This is a genomic window from Bradyrhizobium sp. LTSPM299 (assembly GCF_000938235.1).
Lineage (GTDB): Bacteria > Pseudomonadota > Alphaproteobacteria > Rhizobiales > Xanthobacteraceae > Bradyrhizobium.
In genome coordinates this window covers 148,837-173,304 of the sequence record NZ_JYMU01000005.1, presented here as the reverse complement: position 1 = coordinate 173,304, position 24,468 = coordinate 148,837, and the positions used below count along the sequence as shown (strand labels likewise).

The 24,468-nt window shown below is 58.1% G+C and carries 21 protein-coding genes and 1 pseudogene; 15 read left to right on the top strand and 7 right to left on the bottom strand.

All coding sequences use genetic code 11. The annotated features are described in order from the left end of the window. Positions 1–183: 183 nt before the first annotated feature. Positions 184–1,092, bottom strand: coding sequence for a beta-1,6-N-acetylglucosaminyltransferase (locus UP10_RS00915; protein WP_050043517.1), 909 nt, complete (start codon positions 1,090–1,092; stop codon positions 184–186). A gap of 271 nt (positions 1,093–1,363) precedes the next feature. Next, positions 1,364–2,494: an acyltransferase family protein gene (locus tag UP10_RS00910; RefSeq protein WP_082076928.1), complete on the bottom strand. Its 1,131-nt coding sequence runs from the start codon at positions 2,492–2,494 to the stop codon at positions 1,364–1,366. A 296-nt stretch (positions 2,495–2,790) separates the two neighbouring features. On the opposite strand from UP10_RS00910, the gene UP10_RS00905 reads away from it, so the two are divergent. Next, on the top strand, positions 2,791–3,597 hold the full coding sequence (locus UP10_RS00905; RefSeq protein ID WP_044585592.1) for a hypothetical protein: 807 nt from the start codon (positions 2,791–2,793) through the stop codon (positions 3,595–3,597). Between the two features lie 71 nt (positions 3,598–3,668). Here the strand turns inward: UP10_RS00905 and UP10_RS00900 are convergent, their stop codons facing one another. Then, positions 3,669–5,027 carry a glycoside hydrolase family 16 protein gene (locus UP10_RS00900; RefSeq protein ID WP_044585558.1) on the bottom strand — a complete coding sequence of 453 codons (1,359 nt, stop codon included), beginning with the start codon at positions 5,025–5,027 and terminating at the stop codon, positions 3,669–3,671. 312 nt (positions 5,028–5,339) lie between these two features. Here UP10_RS00900 and UP10_RS41910 point away from each other — a divergent pair, with 312 nt between their 5' ends. The 4 genes from UP10_RS41910 to UP10_RS00880 all read left to right on the top strand — a co-directional run bounded on the left by UP10_RS41910 (position 5,340) and on the right by UP10_RS00880 (position 10,068). Then, a complete protein-coding gene (locus UP10_RS41910; RefSeq protein ID WP_050043516.1) occupies positions 5,340–6,137 on the top strand; it encodes a glycosyltransferase family 25 protein in 798 nt (265 codons plus the stop codon). 62 nt (positions 6,138–6,199) lie between these two features. Further along, entirely contained in the window at positions 6,200–7,378 is a 1,179-nt protein-coding gene (locus UP10_RS00890; RefSeq protein ID WP_044585557.1) for a glycosyltransferase, read from the top strand. 108 nt (positions 7,379–7,486) lie between these two features. Further along, entirely contained in the window at positions 7,487–8,731 is a 1,245-nt protein-coding gene (locus tag UP10_RS00885) for an O-antigen ligase family protein (RefSeq protein WP_044585556.1), read from the top strand. Positions 8,732–9,045: 314 nt separating this feature from the next. Next, positions 9,046–10,068, top strand: coding sequence for an acyltransferase family protein (locus UP10_RS00880; RefSeq protein ID WP_197086706.1), 1,023 nt, complete (start codon positions 9,046–9,048; stop codon positions 10,066–10,068). A 35-nt stretch (positions 10,069–10,103) separates the two neighbouring features. Here UP10_RS00880 and UP10_RS00875 read toward each other — a convergent pair whose 3' ends face one another. Next, complete coding sequence (locus UP10_RS00875; RefSeq protein WP_197086705.1) at positions 10,104–11,171, bottom strand: glycosyltransferase family 2 protein; 1,068 nt, start codon at positions 11,169–11,171, stop codon at positions 10,104–10,106. A gap of 266 nt (positions 11,172–11,437) precedes the next feature. On the opposite strand from UP10_RS00875, the gene UP10_RS00870 reads away from it, so the two are divergent. The 9 genes and pseudogenes from UP10_RS00870 (at position 11,438) to UP10_RS00835 (ending at position 21,274) form a co-directional block, all read left to right on the top strand. Further along, positions 11,438–13,360 (top strand): HAD-IIIC family phosphatase, encoded by a 1,923-nt coding sequence (locus tag UP10_RS00870; protein WP_044585554.1) that lies wholly within the window; start codon positions 11,438–11,440, stop codon positions 13,358–13,360. A 59-nt stretch (positions 13,361–13,419) separates the two neighbouring features. Then, complete coding sequence (locus UP10_RS00865; protein ID WP_044585553.1) at positions 13,420–14,859, top strand: MBOAT family O-acyltransferase; 1,440 nt, start codon at positions 13,420–13,422, stop codon at positions 14,857–14,859. Positions 14,860–14,861: 2 nt separating this feature from the next. Continuing rightward, positions 14,862–16,004 (top strand): hypothetical protein, encoded by a 1,143-nt coding sequence (locus UP10_RS00860; RefSeq protein WP_156179591.1) that lies wholly within the window; start codon positions 14,862–14,864, stop codon positions 16,002–16,004. 53 nt (positions 16,005–16,057) lie between these two features. Beyond that, positions 16,058–16,297 carry an acyl carrier protein gene (locus UP10_RS00855; protein ID WP_044585551.1) on the top strand — a complete coding sequence of 80 codons (240 nt, stop codon included), beginning with the start codon at positions 16,058–16,060 and terminating at the stop codon, positions 16,295–16,297. Between the two features lie 6 nt (positions 16,298–16,303). Beyond that, complete coding sequence (locus tag UP10_RS41905) at positions 16,304–16,753, top strand: VOC family protein (RefSeq protein ID WP_050043514.1); 450 nt, start codon at positions 16,304–16,306, stop codon at positions 16,751–16,753. Positions 16,754–16,769: 16 nt separating this feature from the next. Beyond that, positions 16,770–17,231 carry a hypothetical protein gene (locus UP10_RS00845; RefSeq protein WP_156179590.1) on the top strand — a complete coding sequence of 154 codons (462 nt, stop codon included), beginning with the start codon at positions 16,770–16,772 and terminating at the stop codon, positions 17,229–17,231. A 107-nt stretch (positions 17,232–17,338) separates the two neighbouring features. Continuing rightward, on the top strand, positions 17,339–18,322 hold the full coding sequence (locus tag UP10_RS00840) for an NAD-dependent epimerase/dehydratase family protein (protein WP_044585549.1): 984 nt from the start codon (positions 17,339–17,341) through the stop codon (positions 18,320–18,322). A 534-nt stretch (positions 18,323–18,856) separates the two neighbouring features. Next, positions 18,857–19,189, top strand: a pseudogene (locus UP10_RS46460) (Wzz/FepE/Etk N-terminal domain-containing protein); the annotation flags it as partial. Positions 19,190–19,435: 246 nt separating this feature from the next. After that, the gene (locus UP10_RS00835; protein ID WP_245321638.1) at positions 19,436–21,274 is read left to right on the top strand and encodes a polysaccharide biosynthesis tyrosine autokinase; all 1,839 of its coding nucleotides are present in this window, start codon (positions 19,436–19,438) and stop codon (positions 21,272–21,274) included. Positions 21,275–21,377: 103 nt separating this feature from the next. On the opposite strand, the gene UP10_RS46305 is transcribed toward UP10_RS00835, so the two are convergent. Next, entirely contained in the window at positions 21,378–21,503 is a 126-nt protein-coding gene (locus UP10_RS46305; protein ID WP_283807608.1) for a hypothetical protein, read from the bottom strand. A 440-nt stretch (positions 21,504–21,943) separates the two neighbouring features. Continuing rightward, positions 21,944–22,150: a hypothetical protein gene (locus UP10_RS45070; RefSeq protein WP_044585546.1), complete on the bottom strand. Its 207-nt coding sequence runs from the start codon at positions 22,148–22,150 to the stop codon at positions 21,944–21,946. A 213-nt stretch (positions 22,151–22,363) separates the two neighbouring features. Between UP10_RS45070 and UP10_RS00820 the strand changes: the two genes are divergently transcribed. Continuing rightward, complete coding sequence (locus UP10_RS00820) at positions 22,364–24,010, top strand: glycoside hydrolase family 26 protein (RefSeq protein ID WP_044585545.1); 1,647 nt, start codon at positions 22,364–22,366, stop codon at positions 24,008–24,010. A gap of 173 nt (positions 24,011–24,183) precedes the next feature. On the opposite strand, the gene UP10_RS00815 is transcribed toward UP10_RS00820, so the two are convergent. Continuing rightward, positions 24,184–24,444 carry a hypothetical protein gene (locus UP10_RS00815; protein ID WP_044585544.1) on the bottom strand — a complete coding sequence of 87 codons (261 nt, stop codon included), beginning with the start codon at positions 24,442–24,444 and terminating at the stop codon, positions 24,184–24,186. Positions 24,445–24,468: the final 24 nt, after the last annotated feature.

Below are 24,468 nucleotides of genomic sequence, written 5' to 3'. Positions count from 1 at the left end.
TTGCAAGTGAAGACGCAGGGCTAGCCTTCGCGACTCCCTGCGGAACAAATAAGCTATCAACCAGCTCCGAAATGCGACCAAATAGCAGCCGAAGACGTCACACTCGACATGACCTCGTCCGGGCAGATCATAGCCGCGCGCAGCTTCCTCGGCCATCGAATGCTAGCCAGGGACAGGAGCGCGTTAGGTAACGGGGTCGCGTTGCTGGATCATGACCGCAAGCTGATCCGAGATGGCGTCATCCATGACCTTGCGGCAAAAAAGGAACTCGCCGGCAACATAAACACCTTCTTCCGCCCTCATGATCGGATTGGCGCGGAACATCGCCACGTGCTGGTCGCCGATAGGGGACGGATTATTCCCCCCCTTGCTCCAGTCTGTATACGTTATGTTACGGCGCATGCTTGACCGGAACGGCGAATTCGCAAGGATGGTTTGGAAGACCATTTCATCCGGCGAAGAGGTATTCTCAAAAAACCGCATGAGCCTGGGATTGCCTACAGCGAATTTTTGGATGTAGTCGCACGCATCGCGCGTAAGAGCCCACCACGTACTCCCTCCATAAGGCGCAAGGTTACCCAGATATACTCTGTAGTCACGCTCTCGCGGGATGACATGAAGTTTGGCGAGCAATTGGCGAACTCTACCGATAATCCAGCCGAGCAGTCCGGGACGGCGCTTGTAGTCGGTTAGCCGCGACAGGGGCTTTGCTACTAGTGTCGAAGGCATTGCCACCCAATTGATGAATTCAAGGCCCTTGTTTCGCAGGAAGAAGTCCTCGATCTCTGCCGCCGAACGCAGCGGGTAGTCGACACCACTGAGCAAAACGAAATAGTCGTAATTGCGGGGCACCGCTAAGGCTGTTTCAATCAGGAGTAGGACTGCATCGACTTGGGAATAATCAGCCCAATAAACGGGGATTCGCTTTTCCGCAAACTTGACGTCGGATCCGACCGCCCGCATGAACGGACCAATGTCTACCTTTGCATCGACATGTACAAACATGTCCGCAGCAGGCGTCTGCAGCTGATGAACTAGCCGAGAAAGCTGCTCAGGATGCTGGTGGGCAAGAATGAGGTAGGCAATATTCATCTTCTTGTCGTCCTGGTATGGTCACGCGCCGGTGTCGACAACCTGGTCTCGCAATAGACAGCTCGCGGCTCAAAGATAGCTCGCGTCTTAAACACGCTCGCTGCCTAACGCCACGAGGCCCAAGCGGATCCCGCAGTTTACGACCCGAGGGCGTTTGATTGCAGAGCCCCTCTGCGTCATACGCATGCATGACTTGGTCGATCGGTTCAAGGCAAGAACCCGACCCTGTGCAAATCTGCTCAAGGAATAGACATGAGCGCTCGCATATCGATCACCCGCCGGCTGGGCCCACGGGAACAGACGAACCGGTCTCGCTCAATCGGTGGCCTGAAACTCTGCGCCTGGCCGCGAATGTCGCCAGGAATTGCGAGCGCAGCCAACGCGTCATGGGACGCTCGATCTTGAAGTAGACGAGAAATCCAACCAGCAACGAAGCTGTTGCGGCGAGAATTGCGAACGAAGCAAACTGTAGAGCGCCTTCCAATGGCAACCGCAGAAGCACCCGGCGAAATATGAAAAGCGTCAGCGCGTGCGTGAGATAGATCGAATAGCTCGCATCCCCAAGCAACCGCAGCCAGCGAACTTCCGGAATCTTGAATGATCCCTCGGCTGCGACCGCGCCGATCATGATCACCGCCGCGCATAAACCGTTTTGCAGAAACAGGTACGGAAGCCGCAAGATATGTGCAGCGACCAACACCAAGAAGCCGACCGGCAAAAGCAGCCAGACCTTGGGAACATTCCCGCTCAGGAACAACCACCCCAATACGATGCCCGCCGCAAATTCCAGCATCAGGGGATGCGTATATAGCAGTAGCGGGTGCGTATAGGTGTGAAAGATCGATTCATCGGTCGATACAAAGACTCCCAGCACAACGAGCAGAGAAATCAGACAAATTGAGATCAGCAGCGGTTTACGAAAGAAAAGGCCAACAGCAAAGATCAGGTAGAAGAACATTTCAAAATACAGGGTCCAGCCCGGGTTCAACACCGGCCAGATCGTGCCTGTGAAAATCGAGCTGTGGTGCGGAATAAACAGAGCGGAAAGGATCACGTCGTTCACGAGCGCGATGCCAGGCTTGGCTCCGCCGGACAATAGAACGAGGCTGACCGCGCAGAGCGTCAGGATCCAGTACAGAGGCGCGACGCGAATGAGCCGCAATCCGACGAAGACCGCGGGCGCCTCAACTCGCGACGAGACGTACATCACCACGCCACTAATGATGAAGAAGATATCGACCCCGGCCTCGCCCATGTCGAACGTTTCGAGCGGGTTGTACAGATGCGGCCACGGATTTCTGATGTGATGCAGCACCACCATCACGGACGCAAGGCCGCGCAGGTACTGGATGGTCAAGAGTTGTGCAGAGGATTTTTGATCCAGCGTGGTTCCAGGAGTCATCTGTGTCACTTCAAGAGGGGAAAAATCGCGCTGAGGCCGTCAGCAAATGGGGGGCGTTCCGAAACGAGCCAGAGATCGCATCGGCTGCACAAAACTCCGTCGCAACGACCAGTAGAATTCCGCTCCATAGCTTTGCCACAAACCTTTCGCTGAGAGTTCATGCCGCAACGATGAACAATCCGAGCGGCAGCCGTAACTTGGTGCTATGCATCCAGCGGGCCAATAGCGCATGCTATCTGCCGGAACGATCACGCGAGCGCAACATCCAAGCCCACAACGTCCATGCGAGACAATTCATGTTGACCTTCATCATACCGGTTCGCCATCCGGCGAATTCCAAGAACTGGGACGCCCTCAAGGCACGGCTTGCACAAACCATAGCATCGATCTCGGGTCAGAATAGTGACCACTGGCAAGCCATCATTGTGGCGAATACCGGCGCAGACTTGCCCGCCCTTCCGAGAGGTTTTTCGGTTGAACGCGTCGATTTTGCGCCGAACCCGAAGCACGAACGCGGTGCCGCAGACGACGTCGAAGTATTCCGGGATTTCTTCCGCGTCGATAAGGGCCGCCGCGTGCGCGCCGGAATGCTGGCAGCACGGAACACCACCTTTTTCATGATCGTCGATGACGACGATTTCGTCAGTTCCAGGCTCGCCGACCATGTTGCCAGGCATCCCGACGAGAATGGATGGTATATCGACCGAGGTTACATGTGGAGTGAAGGCAACCTTCTGCTCGGCGCCATCTCAAAGTTCTTCATGCTTTGCGGCACCTCGCATATCATCAATGCCCGGCTCTACGATCTGGAGAAGCTCAGCGGAAACGATGCGGACGACTATATGAAGCGCATGCTTGGGAGTCATATCGCGATCGCTCAGGAGCTAGCCGCAGCGGGAACTCCGATCAAAGCGCTCCCATTCTTTGGCGCGATCTACCGGGTCGGACATCCGGGGGCCCATAGCAATTCCTCCGGGCTGATCGCAACTTTCTTCAAGAAAGCGACGCTTGCCAGTCCGCTTCGTTTCATCAAAACCGCGCTTTCGCTCCGCCTCATCACACCGAAGCTGCGACGTGAGTTTTTCGGAACCGATCCCGCCTAGCGAACCTGCCATGCCACAGAGTATCGGTTGGCATCGATAAGCGCGCGATCATCCCGCAGAGCCGGACCGCATCATTGCGACTGCGCCTGCACGTCCAGATTTAGCAGCTTGCACACCGTAGCTTTGGCTGGCTGAACGACGTCGGTACTGCAAGTCACCGGACTAGGCAGCGTCTGCTTTGCGCCACTGCCGTTGGCCACGTCAGCGGTCAGCCCGCCAAATAGGATGTAGCTTCCGGGACGCTGAACGGCGGGCAGGGAGGCAACGGCGATTATGGTGCCGTCGGGTCGCCTCTTGTCGGCCTCGAGCTGCAGCTTGGCGTTGGTGGACGCCACAATGGATCCCGTCGCCTTGTCGTAAACGGTCAGCTGAAGCGTCCGATTGGACGGATAGTCTTCCGGGACTTTGATTGGAATTTCGACGTCAAGCTTGTCGCTGGTGCTTAACGCCAAGACGCCTGCCTTGGGTTGCTTGCCCGCCACCACCTTGCTGACGCCCAGGAATGCCGGCTTCGCCATGTCGTTGAGCGGCGCGGAATAGCCAAATTGCTTCGGATCCGGCGTCAATTCGCTCGGCCCGCACTGCCGGCCGCCGCGTTCGGAGGTCGTGTACTGGCAGACGCGGAGATAGTCGATCTTGAAGGTCTGCGGAAACGCGGCCTCATCAATGCCATGCCGGCCCGCCCATTTGCTGCCGCCGACGGCGAAGTTGAGATCGACATGCGCCGGCGGTCCAAGCTTTCCGTCGCTGCGCAGCCACTGGTAATTGCGCGTGTAGATCAGCTTGCCATCCCAAAACATCGAAATCTTGTCGGGCGCCCACACAAAGCCAGCATTGTGCCAACCCTGATTGAGGTCCTCGCTTCCATAAATGTTCTGGAACTTGAGCTCGAACGATCGATCCACATAGCTGTATTGCTGAGCGCTAAAGGGGCCCACTACGTTCGAGTGTAGTGAGTTCGCCTTGTCCTCAACGCCGTTGATGACATACTCGAAGATGTCGATCTCCGGCGGATGCCAGGTCTTGCCGTCGATATCGTAATCGGCCTCGAGCCAGAATGCCGGCCAGACTCCCTTTGCGTTGGGCAGGAACACGCGCGCTTCATAATATCCGTAATAGAAGGTTCGATGACTACGGATCATCGCGGATTCATACAGGCTGACCGATCCGGGCATCTTCTTGGCGATTAGGTTGAGCGCACCGTCCGCCACCACGTGGCCGTCGCGGTAGCGTTCATTTTCATCGTTGAAATGATCCATCGTTTCGTTCTGGTAGAGATAGCGCGTGGCCCACTTGGTTCGATCGAGCTTGTCGCCATTGAACTCGTCGGAAAACACCAGTTCCCATCCCGCCGACCGCGCGCACGTCGAGGCGGCTGTGAGAATCGTGAGTGTCAGGAGAACACGTTTGCAAATCTCGGTGAGGATCATTCGAGGTCTCTGAGCGTGTGTGATTTCGATGACAGGGTTTCCTAACGTCACCAACAAGTCTCGGTCAAGTTGACAGCCTTGCATCGGTAGGACAGGTTAGCCTCGCACTCTAGGGGGTTCCCAACGGTCGGCCAGTCACATTGACGAAATGGACGAAGACGGGAAATTGGCGTCGGATAGAACACATCAAGCTTGGCCACGATGTGGTCGGACTGCCGAATTTATGTCCGGAGAATGACGAAATTTACGGCAGCGCCACTCGCCATGTGCAAGCGGTAATACACAAGCGGCAATACAAACGTGAGAGAGTTCGTGGCAACCGACGCTACAATACCTGCCTTCGTCATCAATCTCGATCGGGACGTCGAGCGATGGCAGGACATTTCGAGTGCGCTGACGCGGCTCGTAATCCCCTATGAGAGAATTCCCGCGATCGACGCCAAAAAGCGGATGACACTTATTCGCCGGGTGATCCGCCGCGAATTCCACTTTGCCCTCGCCAATCGCCCGATGAAGGCGGGCGAGATCGGCTGCTATCTGTCGCACATCGCCGCGCTGAAGCGCATCGTGCGCAAGAACCTGCCGATGGCCATCATCTTCGAAGACGACGCCGCGTTCGACGAACGTTTTGCGCAGTTCTACCGGCGCGATTTGGCACACTTTCTGATGACGAGCGATATCGTGAAATTCGAAGGCATTCACTATGCGCACACGTCAAAATCCGGCGTCTCGCTCCTCAAGGGCGAAACGGCCCAGCTGGTCGTTCCCCTGAAGCCGGCCCTCGGATCCGCTGCCTATGCCGTCACACGAAAGGGCGCGGTGGAACTCATAAGGGCACTGTCGGTCGCCGACCGGCCGCTGGACCACAAGCTCGTCTATTACGATCGGCACGGGATTGATTTCGCCGAGACTCAACCGTTTCTCGTCAGTCAGGCAGCTTATGAAAGCAGCATCGAGTTGCGCAACCTCGACGCGCCCCCGTTGCAGCCCGTGGAGCGGATTCGTCAAGGGCTCGCCTCCATCGGTCGCGGCACGAAGCGGATTGCCTACGTTGCAAGACGCCTGGTCAAGCGACGCCTGCTCGGCGCCAAATCTCCATCTGTCGCCTGATCCCTAGTCGCGGATGCGCGCCGCCGGCATTCTGCTCGGAGCATTCTCTTTCGAGATTGAGCATGAAGAAGATTCTCTGGATTGCCGGCCGCGTTCCCTCGCCGCTCTTTAGCGGCGATGCGCTCTATACCGCGGGAATGCTCACGGCATTGTCAAGAACCGAACGGGCTGCCGTAACGGTCGTCGGCACTCGGCGCGAGAACCGGCCGATCGATGATCGCGTGCTCAGCTTGCCGGGCACGGTCTTCCCGGAGGCGCCGTGGCCAAGAAAGTTTGGATTACTGAGCCTGCTCACGTCGTTACCAAGAGACGCCTACAGTCTTGCCCCGCCTTCGATCGGGAACACTCTGGCCGAGCTTCTGGATCAACATTGGGACTGGATCGTGTTCGATCACGCGCGCTCCGCCGCGTTCCTCTCGACGGTATTGCAGCAACGAAAGCAGGCCTCGATCTGCTACGTGGCGCATAATGCCGAGGGAAAGATTAGGCCCGAGATCGCGAAAGACCCCGCCGATCCGTTGCGCCGGTCAATCATGCGCTGGGATGCCGAAAAGTACCGGCGACTTGAGCAACGCATCGTCGACGCCGCCGACAGCATCCTTTGCATCACCGAGGCGGACGCGGCCTATTTTGCGCTGGCTGGCAAGTCCACGTTCGTCGTGCCACCCATCTATCTCGGAACGGTCGCGCCGAGCGATCGCATCGAGCCGACCCGGCCAAGGTCCATTCTGCTGCTCGGCTCGTTCGAATGGGTGGCAAAGCAGCGCAATCTCGAACATATCGTCCGCGCGTTGCTTCCGATTCTAAAGAGCAGGAACGTCACCCTCGACGTGGTCGGAAACGTTCCGGAGGACATCAAGGCCCGCTATGCCCATGAACGACCGAACCTGGTGTTCCATGGTCCGGTGGCCGATCTCTCGGGCGTGCTTGGGAAGTCGCGCGGCGGACTCGTGGCCGAAACGCTCGGCGGAGGGTTCAAGCTGAAACTGCTGGATTATGCCTTCGCAAGGCTCCCCATATTCGGACTACGAATGGCAGTCGATGGCACCACGCCCGACGAGCAATCGGCCATGTTTCTCGCCGACAGCATGGATGACTTGGCAAACGCGATCATCGATGGCATCGACGACCTCGCCGGCCTTAATCGCAATCAGGCCAGGCTGTTTGAAATGATGTCCGATCGCTTCGGGCTCAAGCGGGGAACCGAGCGCCTTCGCGGCATCCTGCTCCAGGAGAACTGATGCAAGGTCACGACTGGAACCCCATATCGATCGATACGGACCACCGGATTGTGCTAGCGTGATCTCGATCCACCCAGGCAAAAACCCGCGATGACTCTTGAGATTCCCATGGCGGCGCCGGCTGGGGCCGCACGCCCACAGTCAGCATCGTCGGACTCCGAACTCAGCAAGTCGGGGAGATTTGCCATATGGGCGTCGATCGTCTCGGTCCTGTTCCTGTCGCAGATTGCCTACAACATCAGCACCTTTCCGGCATCGACTGACCTGATCTGCTATGCCGCCGTGACGGCGTACCTGTTGACCAGCGGCTTCGCTTCGATCGGGTTGCTACCTCTTCTCCTGTTCGTCGTCGCATTGGTGCTGGCCTGTTTAGCGACATCGACCGCGACATCGGTGACATCGTGGACTTCGATGCTGCTGCTTTTCGTTCTCTATGCTCCGTTTGCCGTTCGGCTCAAGGGAGATCCGGACGCCGTCCACGACTATATCCTGTCCGCCTATGTTTCGGCGGCAACCACCATCGCCGCTATCGCGATCGTGCAAATCGTGCTGGTCAACGCCACCAAGTCGTCGCTTCTGACCAACATCTATTTCAGTCTACCCCAGGCCATTCGCGGCGCCGGGAACTACACCTTCGTTCGCGAGGGTGGCGGAATCATCAAGGCAAACGGCTTTTTCCTCCGCGAGTCGGCTGATCTTTCGATCATCGTCGCCCTGGCTCTCATCATAGAACTCGGGTCGCGGGCGAGGCTGAGCATCATGGGCATTCTTGCGGTGGGATTGATTTGCTCGCTTTCTGGCTCCGGCCTCCTCGCGATCACCGCGGGATTGTTGATGCCGAGATCGCTCGCTCGCATTCCACTCTTCGTCGCCTATCTCGCCGGCCTGATCTTGGCGCTGTACCTGCTTTACAGCCTGAACATTCCGGGCCTGGACCTGTGGTTCAGCCGTCTCGCAGAGTTTCAGACGCCAAATACCAGCGCTTATGCGCGCTTCGTCGCGCCGATGGAAATGATCGGACACAGCTTCGACGTCGGCCCCTTTACAACCTGGTTCGGAAACGGCGCGGGCAGCTATCTGAGGGACGTGACGCTTTACCGCATAAAATATGAGGTCAACGACCCGACCTGGGCAAAGCTAATCTATGAGTACGGCGTGCTCGGATTTGGCCTGATCTCGGCAATTCTTCTGCAAAGATTGTATTCGAGCCGGCTGCGCGTGGAAATATGCAACTATCTGCTGTTCAGCTGGATCAGCGTCGGAGTCGTTCTGAAGCCAAGCTTCGCGCTTATCGTCTGGCTGCTGACTCTGGTCGGACGACCGATTCCGGGCACAAGTCCGCGATCCCGCTGAACCTCCGCGGGCATTAGTGTTAAGGGCATTGGAGGCGGATAGTCGATTATTGTCCATTACCGCAATCCGATGTGGGCTCGCGCGCTCATTATACAGATAACGCGCCAGCTCTCCGCTGGACCCACGGCGCAAATAAAACGCACAGCGTCCACACGAACAACGAAATCTGCTGGGAAGGTGAGAAGCCGGGCGGAATTGGAACGCAGTGAAATTGGCTTCGCGCCTCGCGCCGAACTCGTCCGAAATGCGATGGACGTACGGCCGCATTGCAAGGACGCAACACGGGACGATGGCGGTCGCGACCGGAGACAGCATTGCCGGAGACAGCATTGCCAAAGCTTCTCTCGATCCAATACTTGAGAGCATTTGCGGCCTTCGGGGTCGTGATTTTTCATGCGCAAGGGCTCACGTATGGACGAGCGCTCGTCATCGGCAGCGCCGGCGTGGATGTCTTTTTCGTCGTGAGCGGATTCGTCATGTGGACCGTGAACGCCTATCGCAGGCAGACTCCAGCAGATTTTCTCCTGAACCGCATCACCAGAATCGTTCCGATGTATTGGTTCGCGACGCTTTCTTTTGTTTTCGCGGCGATCACCTTTCCGGCCTTGTTTCCGCGGCTGGTCGTAAGCACCAGCCACACCTTCGCCTCACTTTTCTTTGTTCCGATGCGATCTCCGAGCAATGGCGAGATTTGGCCGGTGGTGGTGCCGGGATGGACCCTGAACTGCGAAATGTTTTTCTATGCCATTTTTGCCCTGGCACTCTTTCTCGAGAGCATCAAGCGGCTGATTTTTCTGGCCGCGGCGTTTTCCGCCCTGTCCCTGGTGGGGCACATTTACACTGGCAGCAGCCCGCTGATCATTTTTTACTCCGACCCAATCATGCTCGAATTCCTGTCAGGGATACTGCTGGGCAGAGCGTTTGAGCAGGATCGCTTGCCGCAGCTCCGCTGGGGTTACGTCGCACTGACCGTTGGTCTGCTGCTATTTCTCGTTTCAGCCCGACTCGATATTGAATCGCCGCGCATCGTGTTCTGGGGAATACCGGCGTTCCTGCTCGTCGCCGGGGCCGTAATCCTTGAAGAAAAGCGGAACGTCCTCTTTGTTCCTGCACTTGCCGTGCTCGGTGACGCTTCATATTCGATCTACCTGACGCATACGTTCACTATCTCCGCGATAGAGAAGTTCAAGGCGCATTTCAGTCCCGCGTCATTCTTTGTCGCCAGCCTGATTTTGTCGGCCTTGATAGGCCTTGCCGCATGGCGGTTGTTCGAGCGTCCGTTCGCTGAGCTTCTGAAGCCGGGTCCCGGAGCTCAACAACCGCATCTCGCCGAGTGAAAGCGCCCCATGTTCATGCCAGATGCGCGGTTCACCTAACCACGCGCTTTTTTCGCCACTCGAAGCAGGCTAAGCGCCCGGTTCATCCACTGCGGCCGCGCCGTCGGAACGTAACGCCAACTCACCACAGAACGGCGAAGGCCGCGCGGCCCGAACAATGCGCAGATCACCCACAAGAACAATGACATCTGCTGGGTCTGGGAGAAGCCTTGCGGAAACGCCAGTGCCTTGAAAGTAGCGGAGGCAATCTGCATCGCGCTGTCGCCTGCAATCGGATGGATATCTGGCCGCAGCGAGTATGACGCCGCGCGCAGGCACAGGAACAGCAAGTTCCTGTTGAGCGCGCCCGCTTCCACCGGCATGCCAACGCTGCGTGCTACTTCCGTGAAGAATTTGTGGCGCCGACGTGTCAGGTCGACCTCCCGCGCGAAGCGGCTGTCGTCCAGATGCAGGTGCGCGCCGTGGTTCAACCCATGAACGCGATAATCTACCATCGGCTTTGGAATGGTTATGACATCGCCATAGACGGGCGCCGCGGCGATGAGATAGCTGTCGGGCGCGCGGTCGATAAAGTCTGATTCAAAACCAAAGATACGATTGACCACCGACCGCGGATACGCGCTGCCCGATCCCGGGGGCGTCGGATAGACGCCGGTCGTCGTTACCCATGTGCGGATGTCCTGAGGGGTGGGATGTGAGAAATATTGCGGCAGAATGCTGCCCGTCGGATTTCCTCTGGCGTCGATGACACGCATCTGAAACTGAAACTTGCTGGCCTGGTCGGACCAGACTGCCGCAATTTCAGTCATTACGTCCGGATGAAGTGCATCGTCCGAATCGAGAAATATCACAACGTCGCCGGTGCAGCGGCGAAACCCATTGACGCAAGACGGCATCTGGCCTGCGTTGGCCTGGCTGATGATGGTGATTCTGTCAGCGTAGGCCCTGATAACCTCGAGGGAACGGTCGGTCGATCCGTCATCAACGACGATGACCTCGACATCGGGCCAGCGAATATCGAGCGCGCTTTTGACCGCGATGCCTACATAATCGGCGTAGTTGTGATTGGGAATCACCACCGACAAGACGAGTTCGTTGGTCACGTCCGGTTCCTCACGCATCGAGAACGGGTTGTTATTTCGTATTTGTGCGAATTGACAACGACCTATCGCCACAAGCTCATTCGCGGCCTCTCGAATCGCGCCGAAATCGTGTCATCGAACCCCGCATAGTGGTTCCGCATATGTGCCCCTGCTTGCAACCGCCATGAAACTGTCGAATTATGGATAGAGATTGTGGCTAACAACAATCAGGGGAAACGCAAGCTGGTCGGGCAATAAACCGTGTTGCCAAGATAAAGGAAACGGCTGTGTCCGCAGATTTATATCGAGAACTCGCCTGGCTTCCGAAACCTCCTGACGATTTCTCGATCCGCTGCAAAGAACTGGCAAACAGCTCTGGCGGCGACCCTGGCAAGAAAATCAGAGCACTCGCAACGCTCGCGCTCGATGAGCGCCAGCTGTCCCGGCTGGGGCGGACCATTCAATCGCTGCAACTTGGCGGCGAATCCCTCGCACCGCTCGCGCCCTTTCGACTCGGTCTGATCGGCAACGGCACGCTCGATCTGATCGTTCCCGTGCTGGTTGCGACGGCTGCCCGTCACGGTTTTGCGCTCGAATGCATTACGGGCGCTTACGATCAATTCCTGCAGGATGCGCTACAGCCGGATTCTCTGCTCAACAAGGCGCGGCCTGACGCGGTCCTTCTTGCACTCGATCACCGCGGATTATCCCTGCAGCCATGTCCGGGCAATGAGCAGATGGCCACGGAAGCCGTCGAAGCGGCGGGTGCACTTCTCGATTCTATCCGTGCAAGCGTGTCGCGGAACAGCGGCGCGCCGTGCATCCTGCAAACCCTCGCCGCGCCGCCCGAAGGGCTATTCGGGTCCTTCGACCGCGCGCTGGCCGGCACAGTCCGCAATCTCGTTGATCGCGTCAACCAGAAGATCTCAGAGGCGGTACTATCGTCGACCGATATGATGCTCGACGTAGCCGGCATCGCGGAGACGGTTGGACTTGCCGACTGGCACTCGCCTGCCCAATGGAATCTGGCAAAGCTGCCCTTCGCGGATGCCATGGTGCCGCTCTACGCCGAGCATGTCGCGCGCATCATCGGAGCGCTGCGCGGCAAGAGTCGGCGTGTTCTCGTGCTTGATCTCGATAATACGGTCTGGGGCGGCGTGATTGGTGATGACGGCGTCGAGGGCATCCAGATCGCCCAGGGCGATGCGACCGGCGAGGCACATCTTGCGGTTCAGCAGCTCGCGCTGACACTGCGCGCGCGCGGCATCGTGCTCGCGGTGAGCTCAAAGAACACCGACAGCGTCGCGCGCAGGCCGTTCAGGGAACATCCGGACATGCTGCTGAAGGAAGAGCATATTGCGGTGTTCCAGGCCAATTGGAACGATAAGGCGACCAACATCCGCGCCATAGCAAAAGAGCTCGCGCTAGGCCTGGATTCCTTCGTCTTCCTGGATGACAATCCGGTCGAACGCGGCTTGATCCGGCAAGAACTCCCGGAGGTCGCGGTGCCGGAGCTCGAAACCGATCCGGCGGGCTACGCCCGTACGCTTACTGCCGCCGGCTATTTCGAGGCGATCAACTTCTCGGAGGAAGACAGCGCACGCGCCGAAATGTATCGGGCCAATACGCGCCGGCTCAACCTGCAGGGCCAGACGACCGATCTGAACTCCTACCTGCGGTCGCTGGAAATGCGCATTGTCTTCGGCCCCTTCGACCGGACCACGCGCGCCCGCGTCACCCAGCTCATCAACAAGAGCAACCAGTTCAACCTGACGACGCGCCGTTACACCGAATCCCAGGTCGAGCAGCTAGAGGCCGACTCCGGGGTCATGACCCTGCATGCGCGGCTGATCGACAAGTTCGGCGACAACGGCATCATCTGTGTGATCATTTGCCGCGCGACCCGTCGCGACACCTGGACGATCGACAGCTGGTTGATGAGCTGCCGGGTGCTCGGACGAAGAGTCGAACAGGCCGTGCTGGCCGAGATCGTATTGCGGGCGCGCGCCGTTGGCATCACCACCCTGGAAGGCATCTATCTTCCTACCGACAGAAACGACATGGTCCGCGAACACTACGGCAAGCTGGGCTTCACGCGCCTTGATGACGGCCCCGATGGGAGCAGCCGCTGGGAGTTTCGTACTGACGTTGAACTGGGAGATCTGCCGATGACGGTTCAGCGCGAAGAGAAGCAGTTCGAACCGGCCTGATTTAACCGGATCGCCGACAAATTTCCACGAGAATTCGGACAACCTCGAGCTTCACATCCATGAGCCTGACATCGCCTCTGTTTTTTACGTTTCTTGCCGCGGTGGTGGTCGCCTTTCACATGAGTGAATCGGTCGCTTACCGTAGGTTCGTGCTCGGGGCCGCGAATGCCGTATTCATCGCGAGTTACTTGACCGACGCTACGCAGGTCTTGCCGCTGATCGCTTTCCTCGCGCTCGGCTATTTCTGCGTATCCGCGCTCTACCTCCGCCAATCGTCCCTCGTGTTAGCGTTGGGCATCGTCGCGATCCTTTGTTGCTATGTATTCCTGAAGCGTTTCTCGTTCTTCGAGGCGTTGGGCCAGCTTCCGTTCCCCTACCTAACCATCGGACTTTCGTACATCCTGTTTCGAATCCTGCACATCATGATCGATGTACGGTCGGGAGACTTGGCCGAGCGAATTCGTCCGCTGGCGTTCTTTCGCTTCACTTGCAACTTCCTGTGCTTCGTTTCCGGTCCGATCCAGCGCTATCAGGACTTCAACGCGATGGACGGAAAAGCGGCGGTTCAGCTCGACTCGTCGGTGGTCTATGCGGCGTTTTCGAGAATCGCAACCGGCTATGTGAAATTTGTCATCGTTGCCGCGACCGCCGACTACGCCTTTACGTTCCTCAGTCCACACCTGCTGCAGCCAGCCGGTCTGCCGTTTCTCAAGCTGTGCGCCGTCTATGCCGCAGTCGCATCGCTCTACACGATCTATCTGTATTTCAATTTTTCGGGATACATGGACATCGTAATCGGCATCGGCACGCTGCTCGGGCAAACACTGCCGGAGAATTTCGACAAACCATTCTCGGCGCGCAGCTTCCTTGAATTCTGGCAGCGCTGGCACATGACGCTGTCGCAGTGGTTCAAGTTCTATCTCTTCAACCCGCTCCTGATGTTCCTGATGACGTGGCTACCCTCGCCTGCGCTCACGTCCTATCTCGGGGTGCTGGCGTTCTTCATCACGTTCGGCGTAATGGGCGTCTGGCACGGCACGACGGCCGTATTCGTCATTTACGGCCTCCTGATGGGTGCCGGCGCAAGCATCAACAAGCTTTGGCAAGTGGCCTGCACCGAACGCCTGGGCAAGAAGCGCTATCGGGCGCTTGCCGAGTCCACCGCCTACATCTATTCGGCGAGAGGCCTCACGGTTGGTTATTTCGTGCTCGCACTGACCTGCCTGTGGGTCCCGGAACTGCATCAATTCACCCATCTGCTGGCGCGGCTTGGTGTCGCCGGCGTACTCTGCACCTTCATCATGGTGGTAGTGGCGTTCGCGATTGCGGCGTTGAGTCTGGATTTCATCCAGGCTCAAGTTCGCATCCCTATCACATTGCCGGCAATCCGGGGCAGCGAGATCCCCAGGAATCTGCACCTGGCAGGCAGGATGATGGCGATCGTCGCCGTCGCGACCCTGCTGCACAAGGCTCCCGACTTCGTCTACAAGGCGTTTTGAAATTGAAATACATCCTTCGACAGTCGGCGTTGACCTTGTTGTCGTTCGCCTTTTTTTACACGCTGCTCGCCGGCGCGTCGTTCTTCGTTTTTCCGGATCCGTCGAGCGGCGGTCCGCGGGATTTCCAGGCTGCAGAACATACGCTTTACATGACGGTTCCCAAATATGTCTTCCTCGGCCGCAGCGTGCTGGCCAACCCGGACAGGAAGATCATCTTGGTGGGGGCATCGAACACCGGCGTCGGGTTCCGGCAGAAGCTCGTGCAGTCGAACCTCGGCTGCGCCAAAGTCAGCAACCTTGCGATGGGAGGCGCTAATATTTCCGAGGTCAAGCAGGTGATCGATCTCGTCCACGAGGTGCAGAACGATCAGGAACGCCGACTGAACACCTTCGTTATCGGCGTTTGGTTCGGCATGTTCATCGATTCGGATGTGAAATATGTGGAAGGCGACCGCCATCGCGGTGAGACTGATCTCGATATCGAACGGTACCGGTATGGCTTCTACCATCGCACGTCGGACGGTCCGGTCGCGGTGTTGCCTGCGAAATGGCTGGACGCCGGCGTCATGGCGATCCGGCCGTTCCTGCTGCTCGAGAAAGTCGCGCGCGAGGCCAGGGCCGGCATCAATCTCGCGCTCACCGGCCGCGTCAACGCCCAACGCACCGACGACGAACGCGAAAGCGTCGTGATGTCGGACGCGGAGAAGCAAAAAGCGCTGGAATACTGGAAGGAGACCATGGGGCGCACGAGCGATATTGCTCCGTCCCAGGTCGAAATCTTGAAACAAACCATTCAAGCGCTGCTGGCGTCAGGGGAGAAGGTCGTGCTCGTCGACCTCCCGATCCCGGCATGGCATCGCAAAGCGAGCCCCTATGAGCCGAGCTATCGACAGGCGATGGCAAACCTGCTTCAGGAATTCGGCGAGCAGTCGGACTTCAGCTCGCTGAGCATGGACGACCTCGACAACGACCTCGACTATTCGGACGAAGTGCATGCTAAGCAGCATATGGCCAAAGTCTGGTCGACCAGGCTGGCGAGCAAGCTGGATTCGTTCGTCTGCCTTGAGAAGCCTGACAAATCTCCCCCCAAGGTCAACACCTTGCGCTCTTCGGAGCAGGTAACAACGGCAGCCCCGGCTAACTGACCGGTCTGCGATCCGCGCCGGCACCCCCAACACACTCGACAAAGGATGACGCAATGGAAAAGGCCGAAGTCTACAGCAAGCTCACCGGTGTTTTTCGGGATGTATTTGACGAGGACGATGTGGCTCTCACTCCGCAAACCACCGCCGACGACGTCGACGGCTGGGACAGTCTGTCCCATATCCGCCTTGTGCTGGCTGTCTCCAAGGCTTTCGGCGTGAAGTTCTCCGCATCCGAGATCGGCAGCCTCAAGAACGTCGGCGAACTCGCCGATCTGATCGAGAAGAAAGCATAAGGACACGTGGACCGCTCAGCGAACGACATCGCGCCGACATCGGCTGCGCTGGCTTTCCATCACCTCGGGCTTGCGGTCGCATCCCCGGAAGACGCCTTTCGTTACCTGGCGTCACTCGGCTATACGGCGGGAAACGCAGCTTTCGACCCGATACAGCGGGTCAACCTCGCCATGCGGCATCACCTCCTGATGCCGGACGTCGAAGTGATCTGGCCAGGCGACGGTCCCTCGCCGATCGACAAGCTTATCAAGCGAAACGGCACCATGATCTACCACCTGTGCTACGCATGCCCAGATGCCGAACAGGCGCTGGCGGCGCTTTCGGCGTCCGGAGTCGAGATCATGCCGGTCAGCGCGCCCGCACCGGCAATCCTGTTCGGCGGCCAGAAAGTCTCGTTTCACCTTGTTTCGGGTTTTGGTCTCATTGAGCTTCTCGAGACCGGCATTGAGCCCTAGCCGGATGCCAGATCGCATGAACAACGATCACTCTTCACGTCATTTCGGTCACGTCGGCCGCATTCCATGCGGCCTGGCCCTCGCTGCCCTGCTTTCCGCGTCGGGAGCACAGGCCCAGATCGTCGGCTTTGGGAGATCATCGGCGCCAATGTACGGAGGAACCGGCATATCGGCAGCGCCGGCGAACCCGTTCCCACCGATGAAGGGCACATATGCCCCCAGCCACAAAGCGCCGGACGGAACGGCCTGCATATCGGTCCGTCCGTCCACGCATCCTCAAATCATCAATCCGAAGATCATCGATCAGATCGTGACTGTGAACAACTCTTGCGGCCAATCCATCAAGGTTCAAGTTTGCTATGCTGGCAGCTCGGACTGCATCACGGTTGCGCTGAGCGGTTATCAGAAACTGCAAAGGATCCTCGGCATCTCTGGGGGTTCGACTTCGTTCGGCTACGAGTACCGCGAGTTGTATTGATGGAGCGCACTACACCAACCGCAGCCCTTTGTCTGGCCAAACCTCCTTTGCCCGCCGATGCCGCGCTCGCAACATCGTTACATCTTCACTCGGATTGAGCCTTGAGCATGCCCAGCCCCACTCAGGCCATCATATTCGGAGGTTCCGGCTTCATCGGAACACATCTGATGAACAGGCTCATCGCGTCCGGAAAATACGATCGGGTTGTCGCCGTCGATATCGCCAAGCCGAGAACCCTGATCGCCGGCGTAGAATACGTTCACCACGATGTCCGGAAGCCAGTCGACCCGAAACTTGCGCATGGTGCGCCCGCCAACATCTTCAATCTGGCAGCGATCCATACGACGCCGGGCCATCCGGACGGTGAGTATTATTACACCAACGTCCTTGGTGCGGTGAACGTGTGCCGATTTGCCATGGAGACCGACAGCAGGACCATCACCTTCACAAGCTCGATATCGATCTACGGTCCGAGCGAAACCCCGCTCGACGAGGATTCGCAGCCCGCGCCGGTCAGCGCCTACGGGCGTTCCAAACTCTCGGCTGAAGCCATCCATCGGCTGTGGCAATCGGACGACACGGCAAGACGGCTAACCATCGTTCGTCCCGCCGTCATCTACGGCCTTTATGAGCACGGAAACTTCACGCGGCTGTCGAGGCTGCTGGAACGACGGGCCTTCGTCTATCCCGGTCGAACCGACACCATCAAATCATGCGGCTATGTGAAGGACCTGGTCTCGTCGATGCTCTTCATGGCAGCTCGCAACGATGGCATAGCGATCTACAATTTTTGCTATGAGCATCGCTACACGATCAGCGAGATCTGCTCGGCTTTCTCGCAGGCCGCAGGCTACAAGAAGCCGATGTTGACCATTCCGGTATGGTTCATGAATTTCGCGGTCCTTCCGTTCGAGATACTGCACAAGGTCGGCATCAAGACCGGCATCAATCGCGACAGAATCCACAAATTATGGTTCTCCACGAATATCTTGCCGAAGCGCCTGGTCGCCAGCGGATTCAGGTTCGACTACGACGTGGCAAGTTCGCTTGACGAATGGAAGCGCGATTCCCGTATCAAAGATTTTGATTGATGATCGCGGCCGGATTCGGGCGGATTTCCGAAGGGTCCCCGGGCTCGGCACTGGTCCCGTTACCCTTCGCTCGAATTCAAAACGACCCGGCTGCGAAGGTTCCCGTTTCTGCCCGTGGAACTTGCGACCCAATTGGACAATCGGTGCGCGAGGCCGCCGCCCAAACGGCGCCCTCCACAATTTTGATCATCCGCCTTACGATTCCATCTGCTCTGAGCTCCTTTCTCTTGCCTATTTCTTGTGCAAATGTCCGGTCTCTTGCTCGCGATAGCGCTACTCGCCGGCATGGGAATTGCTGGGTGAGTACCTAGCCTGAACCGCCCTTAACCAAGCGTTGTCGTCGTGAAAACGATACATGTTCCCAATCGCTCCTTGGGTTCCGCACCCTAGGCGGGTCCCGGAGATGTATGATGCACCGCACTCTTCCTGACACATTTATTTGGCACCTTCAGTTCGCCGATGCGTTCAGCGAGGGCTGAAGCGTTTCAGCCTACTCCGACACAATCCAGAAATCAGGTCAGGTAGACGAGCCGGATGCTCCAAACTCGAATCACCCCCCCTCGCGAGATCGAATCTCCCAAACAACAGTCGGCTTCGCTCGAGCAGACGATTTCTACGGCGATCACGCTGATTGGCCGCCAGTATCCTGTGATGATTTTCGTAATGTGCATTTGCATCGGCCTGGCCGGCGTCTATTTGCTGACGGCCCCGAAGCAATATACCGGGACCGCCGTACTCCTGATCGACAGCCGCAAGATGCAGGGCTTGCAGACCCAGGCGCCGACTGGCGGCGATAGTCCGATCGATTCAGCCATGGTCGACAGCCAGGTCGAAGTCCTCAAGTCGGAGACCATCGCGACATCCGTCATCAAAGAACTGCATCTGCTCGATTCGCCGGAGTTCACCGGCAAAGAAGGCGGAATGCTCGGCAGCATCTCCAACCTGTTTTCCTGGATATTTCCGGAATCGCCTCCGTCCGAAGCCGCTTTGACGCGTACCGCGATCGGCAAGTTGGCCGGCAATCTCACGATCAAGCGCGTCGGCCTGAGCTACGTCATCGAGATCTCCTATCAGTCGCGTTCGCCCGACCAGGCCGCTCGGGTCGCCAATGCGGTGGCCGACGGCTACATCGTCGATTCGCTGGAATCGAAATATCAGGCGTCGCGACGGGCGGCGGTCTGGCTGCAGGATCGATTGAAGGAACTGCGGACGCAGGCTTCCACCGCCGAACGGGCGGTCGCCGACTTTAAGGCCAAGAACAACATCGTCGATGCCGGCGGGCGCCTCCTTACAGAGCAGCAACTGGCGGAGATCAACAGTTCGCTGACGCAGGCTCGCGGTCAGCGCGCCGAGGCGCAGGCCAAGCTGGAGCGGATCACATCCATTCTGAATGCGGACGACAACGACGCCAAGGTCATCCTGAACGATCTGGCGACCGTGACCGACACCATGAACAATCCGGTGATCACCAAGTTGCGCCAGACCTATCTCGACTATGCGGCGCGCGAGGCCGATTGGTCAAATCGATACGGGCCGACCCACCTTGCAGTCGTCAATCTGCGCAACCAGATGCGCGAAATCAGACATTCGATCACCGAAGAGCTGCGGCGCACAGCCGAGGTCTACAAGAGCGACCTCGCAATTGCGAAAGCGCGTGAAGAGTCCAGCCAGAAGAGCCTGAACGATACCATCGCGTTATCCAACGGTACCAGCCAGGCGCAAATCGTATTGCGCGATCTGGACAGCAACGCACAAAGCGCGCGCGCGCTCTCCGACAACTTCCTCCAGCTCTACATGGTCTCGGTTCAGCAGCAATCGTTTCCGATCACCGAATCGCGTGTGATCACGCAGGCGTCCAACGCTCCGAACAAGACGTCGCCCAAGACAATGCTCATTCTGCTGGCGACGCTGATCGGCGGCACTATCCTTGCCGGGCTCGTCGCCGTCCTGCTTGACATGATGGACCGCGTGTTCCGGACGGTATCGCAAGTCGAGCAGCTGCTCCACACCAGCTGTCTTGCTTCGATTCCGGCGATCGGCAGCGAGCAGAGCGTGGGTGTAGCGGGGCACTCTCTGATGTCTAGAGCGGCGCGGCGTTTCAACAGACGCCCGAAAAGACCCCAGCCTTTGGCAGCAAAGCCGGCTCCGTCCGTCGCCACTGCGGGTCTGCCGCTGCGAAAATCCGAACTCGGTTCCAATCACCCGCAGCCGCATCGCGACCGTCTACTGAAGGCCAACGACAGCGTCGGCAGATACGTAATCAATGCACCGTTCTCGCGGTTTTCCGAGGGCTTTCGCTCGATCAAGCTTGCAACCGACCTCAGCAGTTACGGATCGTCCAACAAGGTTATCGGCATTACCTCGGGCCTCCCCAATGAAGGCAAATCCACGATCAGCGAGGCGCTGGCGCAAACCGTCGCGCAAGCCGGTTCCCGCACCCTCCTGATCGACGGCGATATCCGCAATCCAAGCCTCACCGCGCGGCTCGCACCCTCGGCGCAGGTTGGCTTGATCGATGTCGTCGTTGGCAGGGTTGATTGGAAGGATGCGGTTTGGATTGATCCACAGACCAACCTGCATTTCCTGCCCTGTGTCGTGACCTCGCGTTTCTCCAATTCCAGCGACGTGCTGGCCTCGCCCCAAATGGAAAGATTGTTTCAGCATTTGCGGGAGCACTACGACCGCATCGTTCTCGACCTCAGCCCGCTCGCGCCAGTGATCGACGTTCGGGCCACCGGTGCGCTGGCGGACTCATACGTGCTCGTCATCGAATGGGCCAAGGCCAAGGTCGATATTGTGGAGCGCGTGCTCAACGAAACCCCGATCGTCCGCGAACGCCTTCTCGGCGCGGTTCTCAACAAGGTGAACATGGCGGTGATGAGCCGCTACGACATCTACAGCGCCAGCTACTACCGCAACCGCTATTACAAGCGATACGGATATGTCGACTAGCGCATGATTCGCGCGACAATGTTGTTGCAACAGCGGCGGCGACAGCCGCCGCTGGCTTACCCGCCTGCGGCGCAACGTGCTTCTTGTCACCTCTCAAGTACGATCACTCTCTTGCCGCATGGGTGTCGTACCAGCCGCGCGGCGAGAACTGCACTGCCGGATTCAAATATTGCCTGGAGCCCTCGATACGTAACAGCTTCTCCTGGATCTTGCTGACCATATTGAACATGCTTTTCGGACCGCCACCGAACAGTCCAAGATCTCCATTGATCGCATATCCACGGAATATGCCCTTGTAGATTTCGATCGCCCCAAGTGCACTGACCCATGTTCCCGGAAGTTCGTCTCCGAAGAGGCGGCTGCTTCCGTTCCTGAATTGCCAATCGACGAACCTTCCCTCCTTCGGAGCAGCTGGGCATCTCTGCATGGAGACGAGTGATTGATCGTTGATCCTGTCCTTTCGATACCCCTAGTTTCTCGAACGTCTGGAACTCTTCGATAAGCTTTTTCCAGCTCGTTTTGTCAGACTCGATAGACAGGAACTTTGGGGTTCCGAAAGACCTTCCAGTGACGCCAACGCTTCGAGGTCGTTGCCCTCAATATCGATCTTGCAGTATCTCGGAACACCGTGCTCCTTTAGAATATCCGCCAGTCTGGCAGCGCGTATCGTCAACGTCCGCCCCGCACCTGCGCCGAAACCTTTGTTTCTGGCGAGTTTGACACTGCAAGATTGACGACCGACAGAGTGCCTGAGTGCACATATTCCGGGAACCGGTTGCTGATGGATTCGCAGAATTCCGGCATCGCCTCCACGGCGACGACGCAAAATCCCTTTTTCAGATAGAATTCGGTGTCCTCGCCCTCGTGGGCACCCACGTCGTAATGAGGGACTCGTCCATGGCTGTTCCTTTGCGTACCCCGGGGTCATGAAGGTAGACGGCGACCAAGGCTCGTCAAGCGGCCCTTTGTCGACGCGACGATATGTGCCTGGTTTGGCAGCAGCGCCGCGTCGAGCGACGACATTACAATTTCGCATTTGCTGCCTAGACACGAACGAAACGAAAGTGGTGGCAAGACAAGAGACACGACATGGCTCAGAACGCGACCGGCGCAACACCGTTTCCTCTCGGCGTCTTTGTCGGGAACCCGAACTACTACGATGCCAGTGAAGAGGTGAATTTCGAAGCAAACTTCAACGCCTTCTCGAACCTGATGAAAGCCAAGCCGCTGTTCCTCGACCAATATGGCGATCAGCGCCTGCCCACATCCGAATGGGTCGGCCAGGCGAGTTGGAATGCGGCCTCGATGGCACAATCGCCCGTCCTGAAGGATGTCACGCCGGTGATCGGTCTGCCGATGACCTCGACGGCTTCGAACTCTGGAACTCCTGATCAGTTCTACAAGAACTTCGCGGCGGGGGACTACGATTCCGTTCTGAAGGGCATGGTCAAGGCGTGGGCCGAGAATGGCTTCACGACACAGATCTGGCGGCCCGGCTGGGAGATGAATATCGGCACCATGCCGTCCTATGCCGGCGAGGACGCCGCGACACGCGCCGACTGGGTCAAGGCGTTCCAGCACATCTACACCGTCTTGCACGCCGCGGGCAAAGCCGACGGGGTGAACATCAAGGTGGCGTGGAATCCTAGCGTGGCGAACTACAGCCACGCGGGCAATGTCATCGACACCGCTTACCCCGGGAACCAGCATGTCGACATCATCGCCGCTGACGTCTACGGCGACGTGTTTCCCTACGGCTCGTCAACGCATTTGTATGACTGGGACAAGAGCGGGCAGGTCCTCAATTCGTCCCGTCCAGTCTACGACAGCAGCGTCAAGCAATGGGCGGCGGACCCGATCAATCTCGATCACTACTACACTTACCCGGCCTCCAACCAATGGTCGCTCGACGGCAGCGACGGCCATGCGACCACTCTCCAGCAACTGATCAATCTCGCCAAATCGGCCGGCAAGCCTTTCGCAGTCGCCGAGACCGGCGCGGGCAATACAAATGATGGCGCCGGTCTCACCGATAATCCGACATTCGTGAAGTGGTTGGCGGACACACTGCATCAATCGGGCGTTACCGTCAGCTTCGTGAACATCTGGGATTCGAACTCGGGCGGACAATATCAATTCACCAGTTCCGCCGACCACAAGCCGCAGGAGGCTACAGCTTGGGCGAAGTATTTCGGTGACCCGCCAATGTCCGCACCTGTATCCGCGTCCACGTCCTCATCTGTGCACTCATCTGCTTCAGCCTTCGACCATGCACCCGCTTCTGCATCTGAATCCGCAGCTGCGGCGTCTGCGTCATCGCTCTCGCAGGATAGCGCTACGGTTAGCAACGGCAACACCGAAATGAGCGGTGCGTCCGCCAACGGTCATGGCAGCGCTGCGGCGATCGACGGCTTCAACCACAATTTTCAGTTCGCATCCGCGTCGGCAGCCGCGACCGACGGATCAGGCGCCCCAGGAGGCGTTGGCAACGACACACTTGTTTTCCACCAGCTTGCCGACGCAAATTTCAGAAGCCAGGACAGCTTTGCACCCGAAGGATCACCGTCGAACATCGCGCACCGCAGCTTAGCTGCGCTCGCGAACGATGCCGGATCGGACGGCCCGTCGATGGCGGCAAGATCCGATGCAATGTTCAGCCATTCGGCCGACGCTAGTCAGGTGAGCCCGCATCATGCGGTATTCCATCCCAGCGACCTTATGCTTCACTGGATATGATGGGACCAGATCGGATTGCGGCGGCGGCGGGATAACGCTTTTACCGCTGCTACGCAGCCGTTCCCAAAATGCGAGGCTTCGGGGAACATTGTGCGCCGTACTGCAGATTTCCTGCCCCTCTCGCGTCAAGGCGGCGCTCGGTGCCTAAAAAAACGTCAATGGAAAGTCTGCGGTTAGATGAAATCCTCGGAGGGAGCCTTTTGTGGCCCGAAGTTTTCGATGAAGATGCGGACCGCCGCGCCGAATGCATAACATACCTGCAGAGCGATGGCGCTGAAAACGAAGGCGAGAATTCCATTCGTAAAACTGTCCGTTTGACCGACAAAATAAGCCGCCGGGATCAACAGAACCGTCGTAGGCAAACACACGTACATCTTGTAATAGCGTCCCAGGAGCAATCCGCAGATGCCACTCACCAGAACAAGCCCCAACATAGCTCCTCTCCTCATTATCCTTGG

Excerpts from the sequence above, each read along its gene's own strand:
- UP10_RS00915 (WP_050043517.1), bottom strand. The coding sequence starts at position 1,092 with ATGAATATTGCCTACCTCATTCTTGCCCACCAGCATCCTGAGCAGCTT.
- UP10_RS00910 (WP_082076928.1), bottom strand. The coding sequence starts at position 2,494 with ATGACTCCTGGAACCACGCTGGATCAAAAATCCTCTGCACAACTCTTG.
- UP10_RS00905 (WP_044585592.1), top strand. The coding sequence starts at position 2,791 with ATGTTGACCTTCATCATACCGGTTCGCCATCCGGCGAATTCCAAGAAC.
- UP10_RS00900 (WP_044585558.1), bottom strand. The coding sequence starts at position 5,027 with ATGATCCTCACCGAGATTTGCAAACGTGTTCTCCTGACACTCACGATT.
- UP10_RS00890 (WP_044585557.1), top strand. The coding sequence starts at position 6,200 with ATGAAGAAGATTCTCTGGATTGCCGGCCGCGTTCCCTCGCCGCTCTTT.
- UP10_RS00885 (WP_044585556.1), top strand. The coding sequence starts at position 7,487 with ATGGCGGCGCCGGCTGGGGCCGCACGCCCACAGTCAGCATCGTCGGAC.
- UP10_RS00865 (WP_044585553.1), top strand. The coding sequence starts at position 13,420 with ATGAGCCTGACATCGCCTCTGTTTTTTACGTTTCTTGCCGCGGTGGTG.
- UP10_RS00855 (WP_044585551.1), top strand. The coding sequence starts at position 16,058 with ATGGAAAAGGCCGAAGTCTACAGCAAGCTCACCGGTGTTTTTCGGGAT.
- UP10_RS00845 (WP_156179590.1), top strand. The coding sequence starts at position 16,770 with ATGAACAACGATCACTCTTCACGTCATTTCGGTCACGTCGGCCGCATT.
- UP10_RS00840 (WP_044585549.1), top strand. The coding sequence starts at position 17,339 with ATGCCCAGCCCCACTCAGGCCATCATATTCGGAGGTTCCGGCTTCATC.
- UP10_RS46305 (WP_283807608.1), bottom strand. The coding sequence starts at position 21,503 with ATGTTCAATATGGTCAGCAAGATCCAGGAGAAGCTGTTACGTATCGAG.
- UP10_RS00820 (WP_044585545.1), top strand. The coding sequence starts at position 22,364 with ATGGCTCAGAACGCGACCGGCGCAACACCGTTTCCTCTCGGCGTCTTT.
- UP10_RS00815 (WP_044585544.1), bottom strand. The coding sequence starts at position 24,444 with ATGTTGGGGCTTGTTCTGGTGAGTGGCATCTGCGGATTGCTCCTGGGA.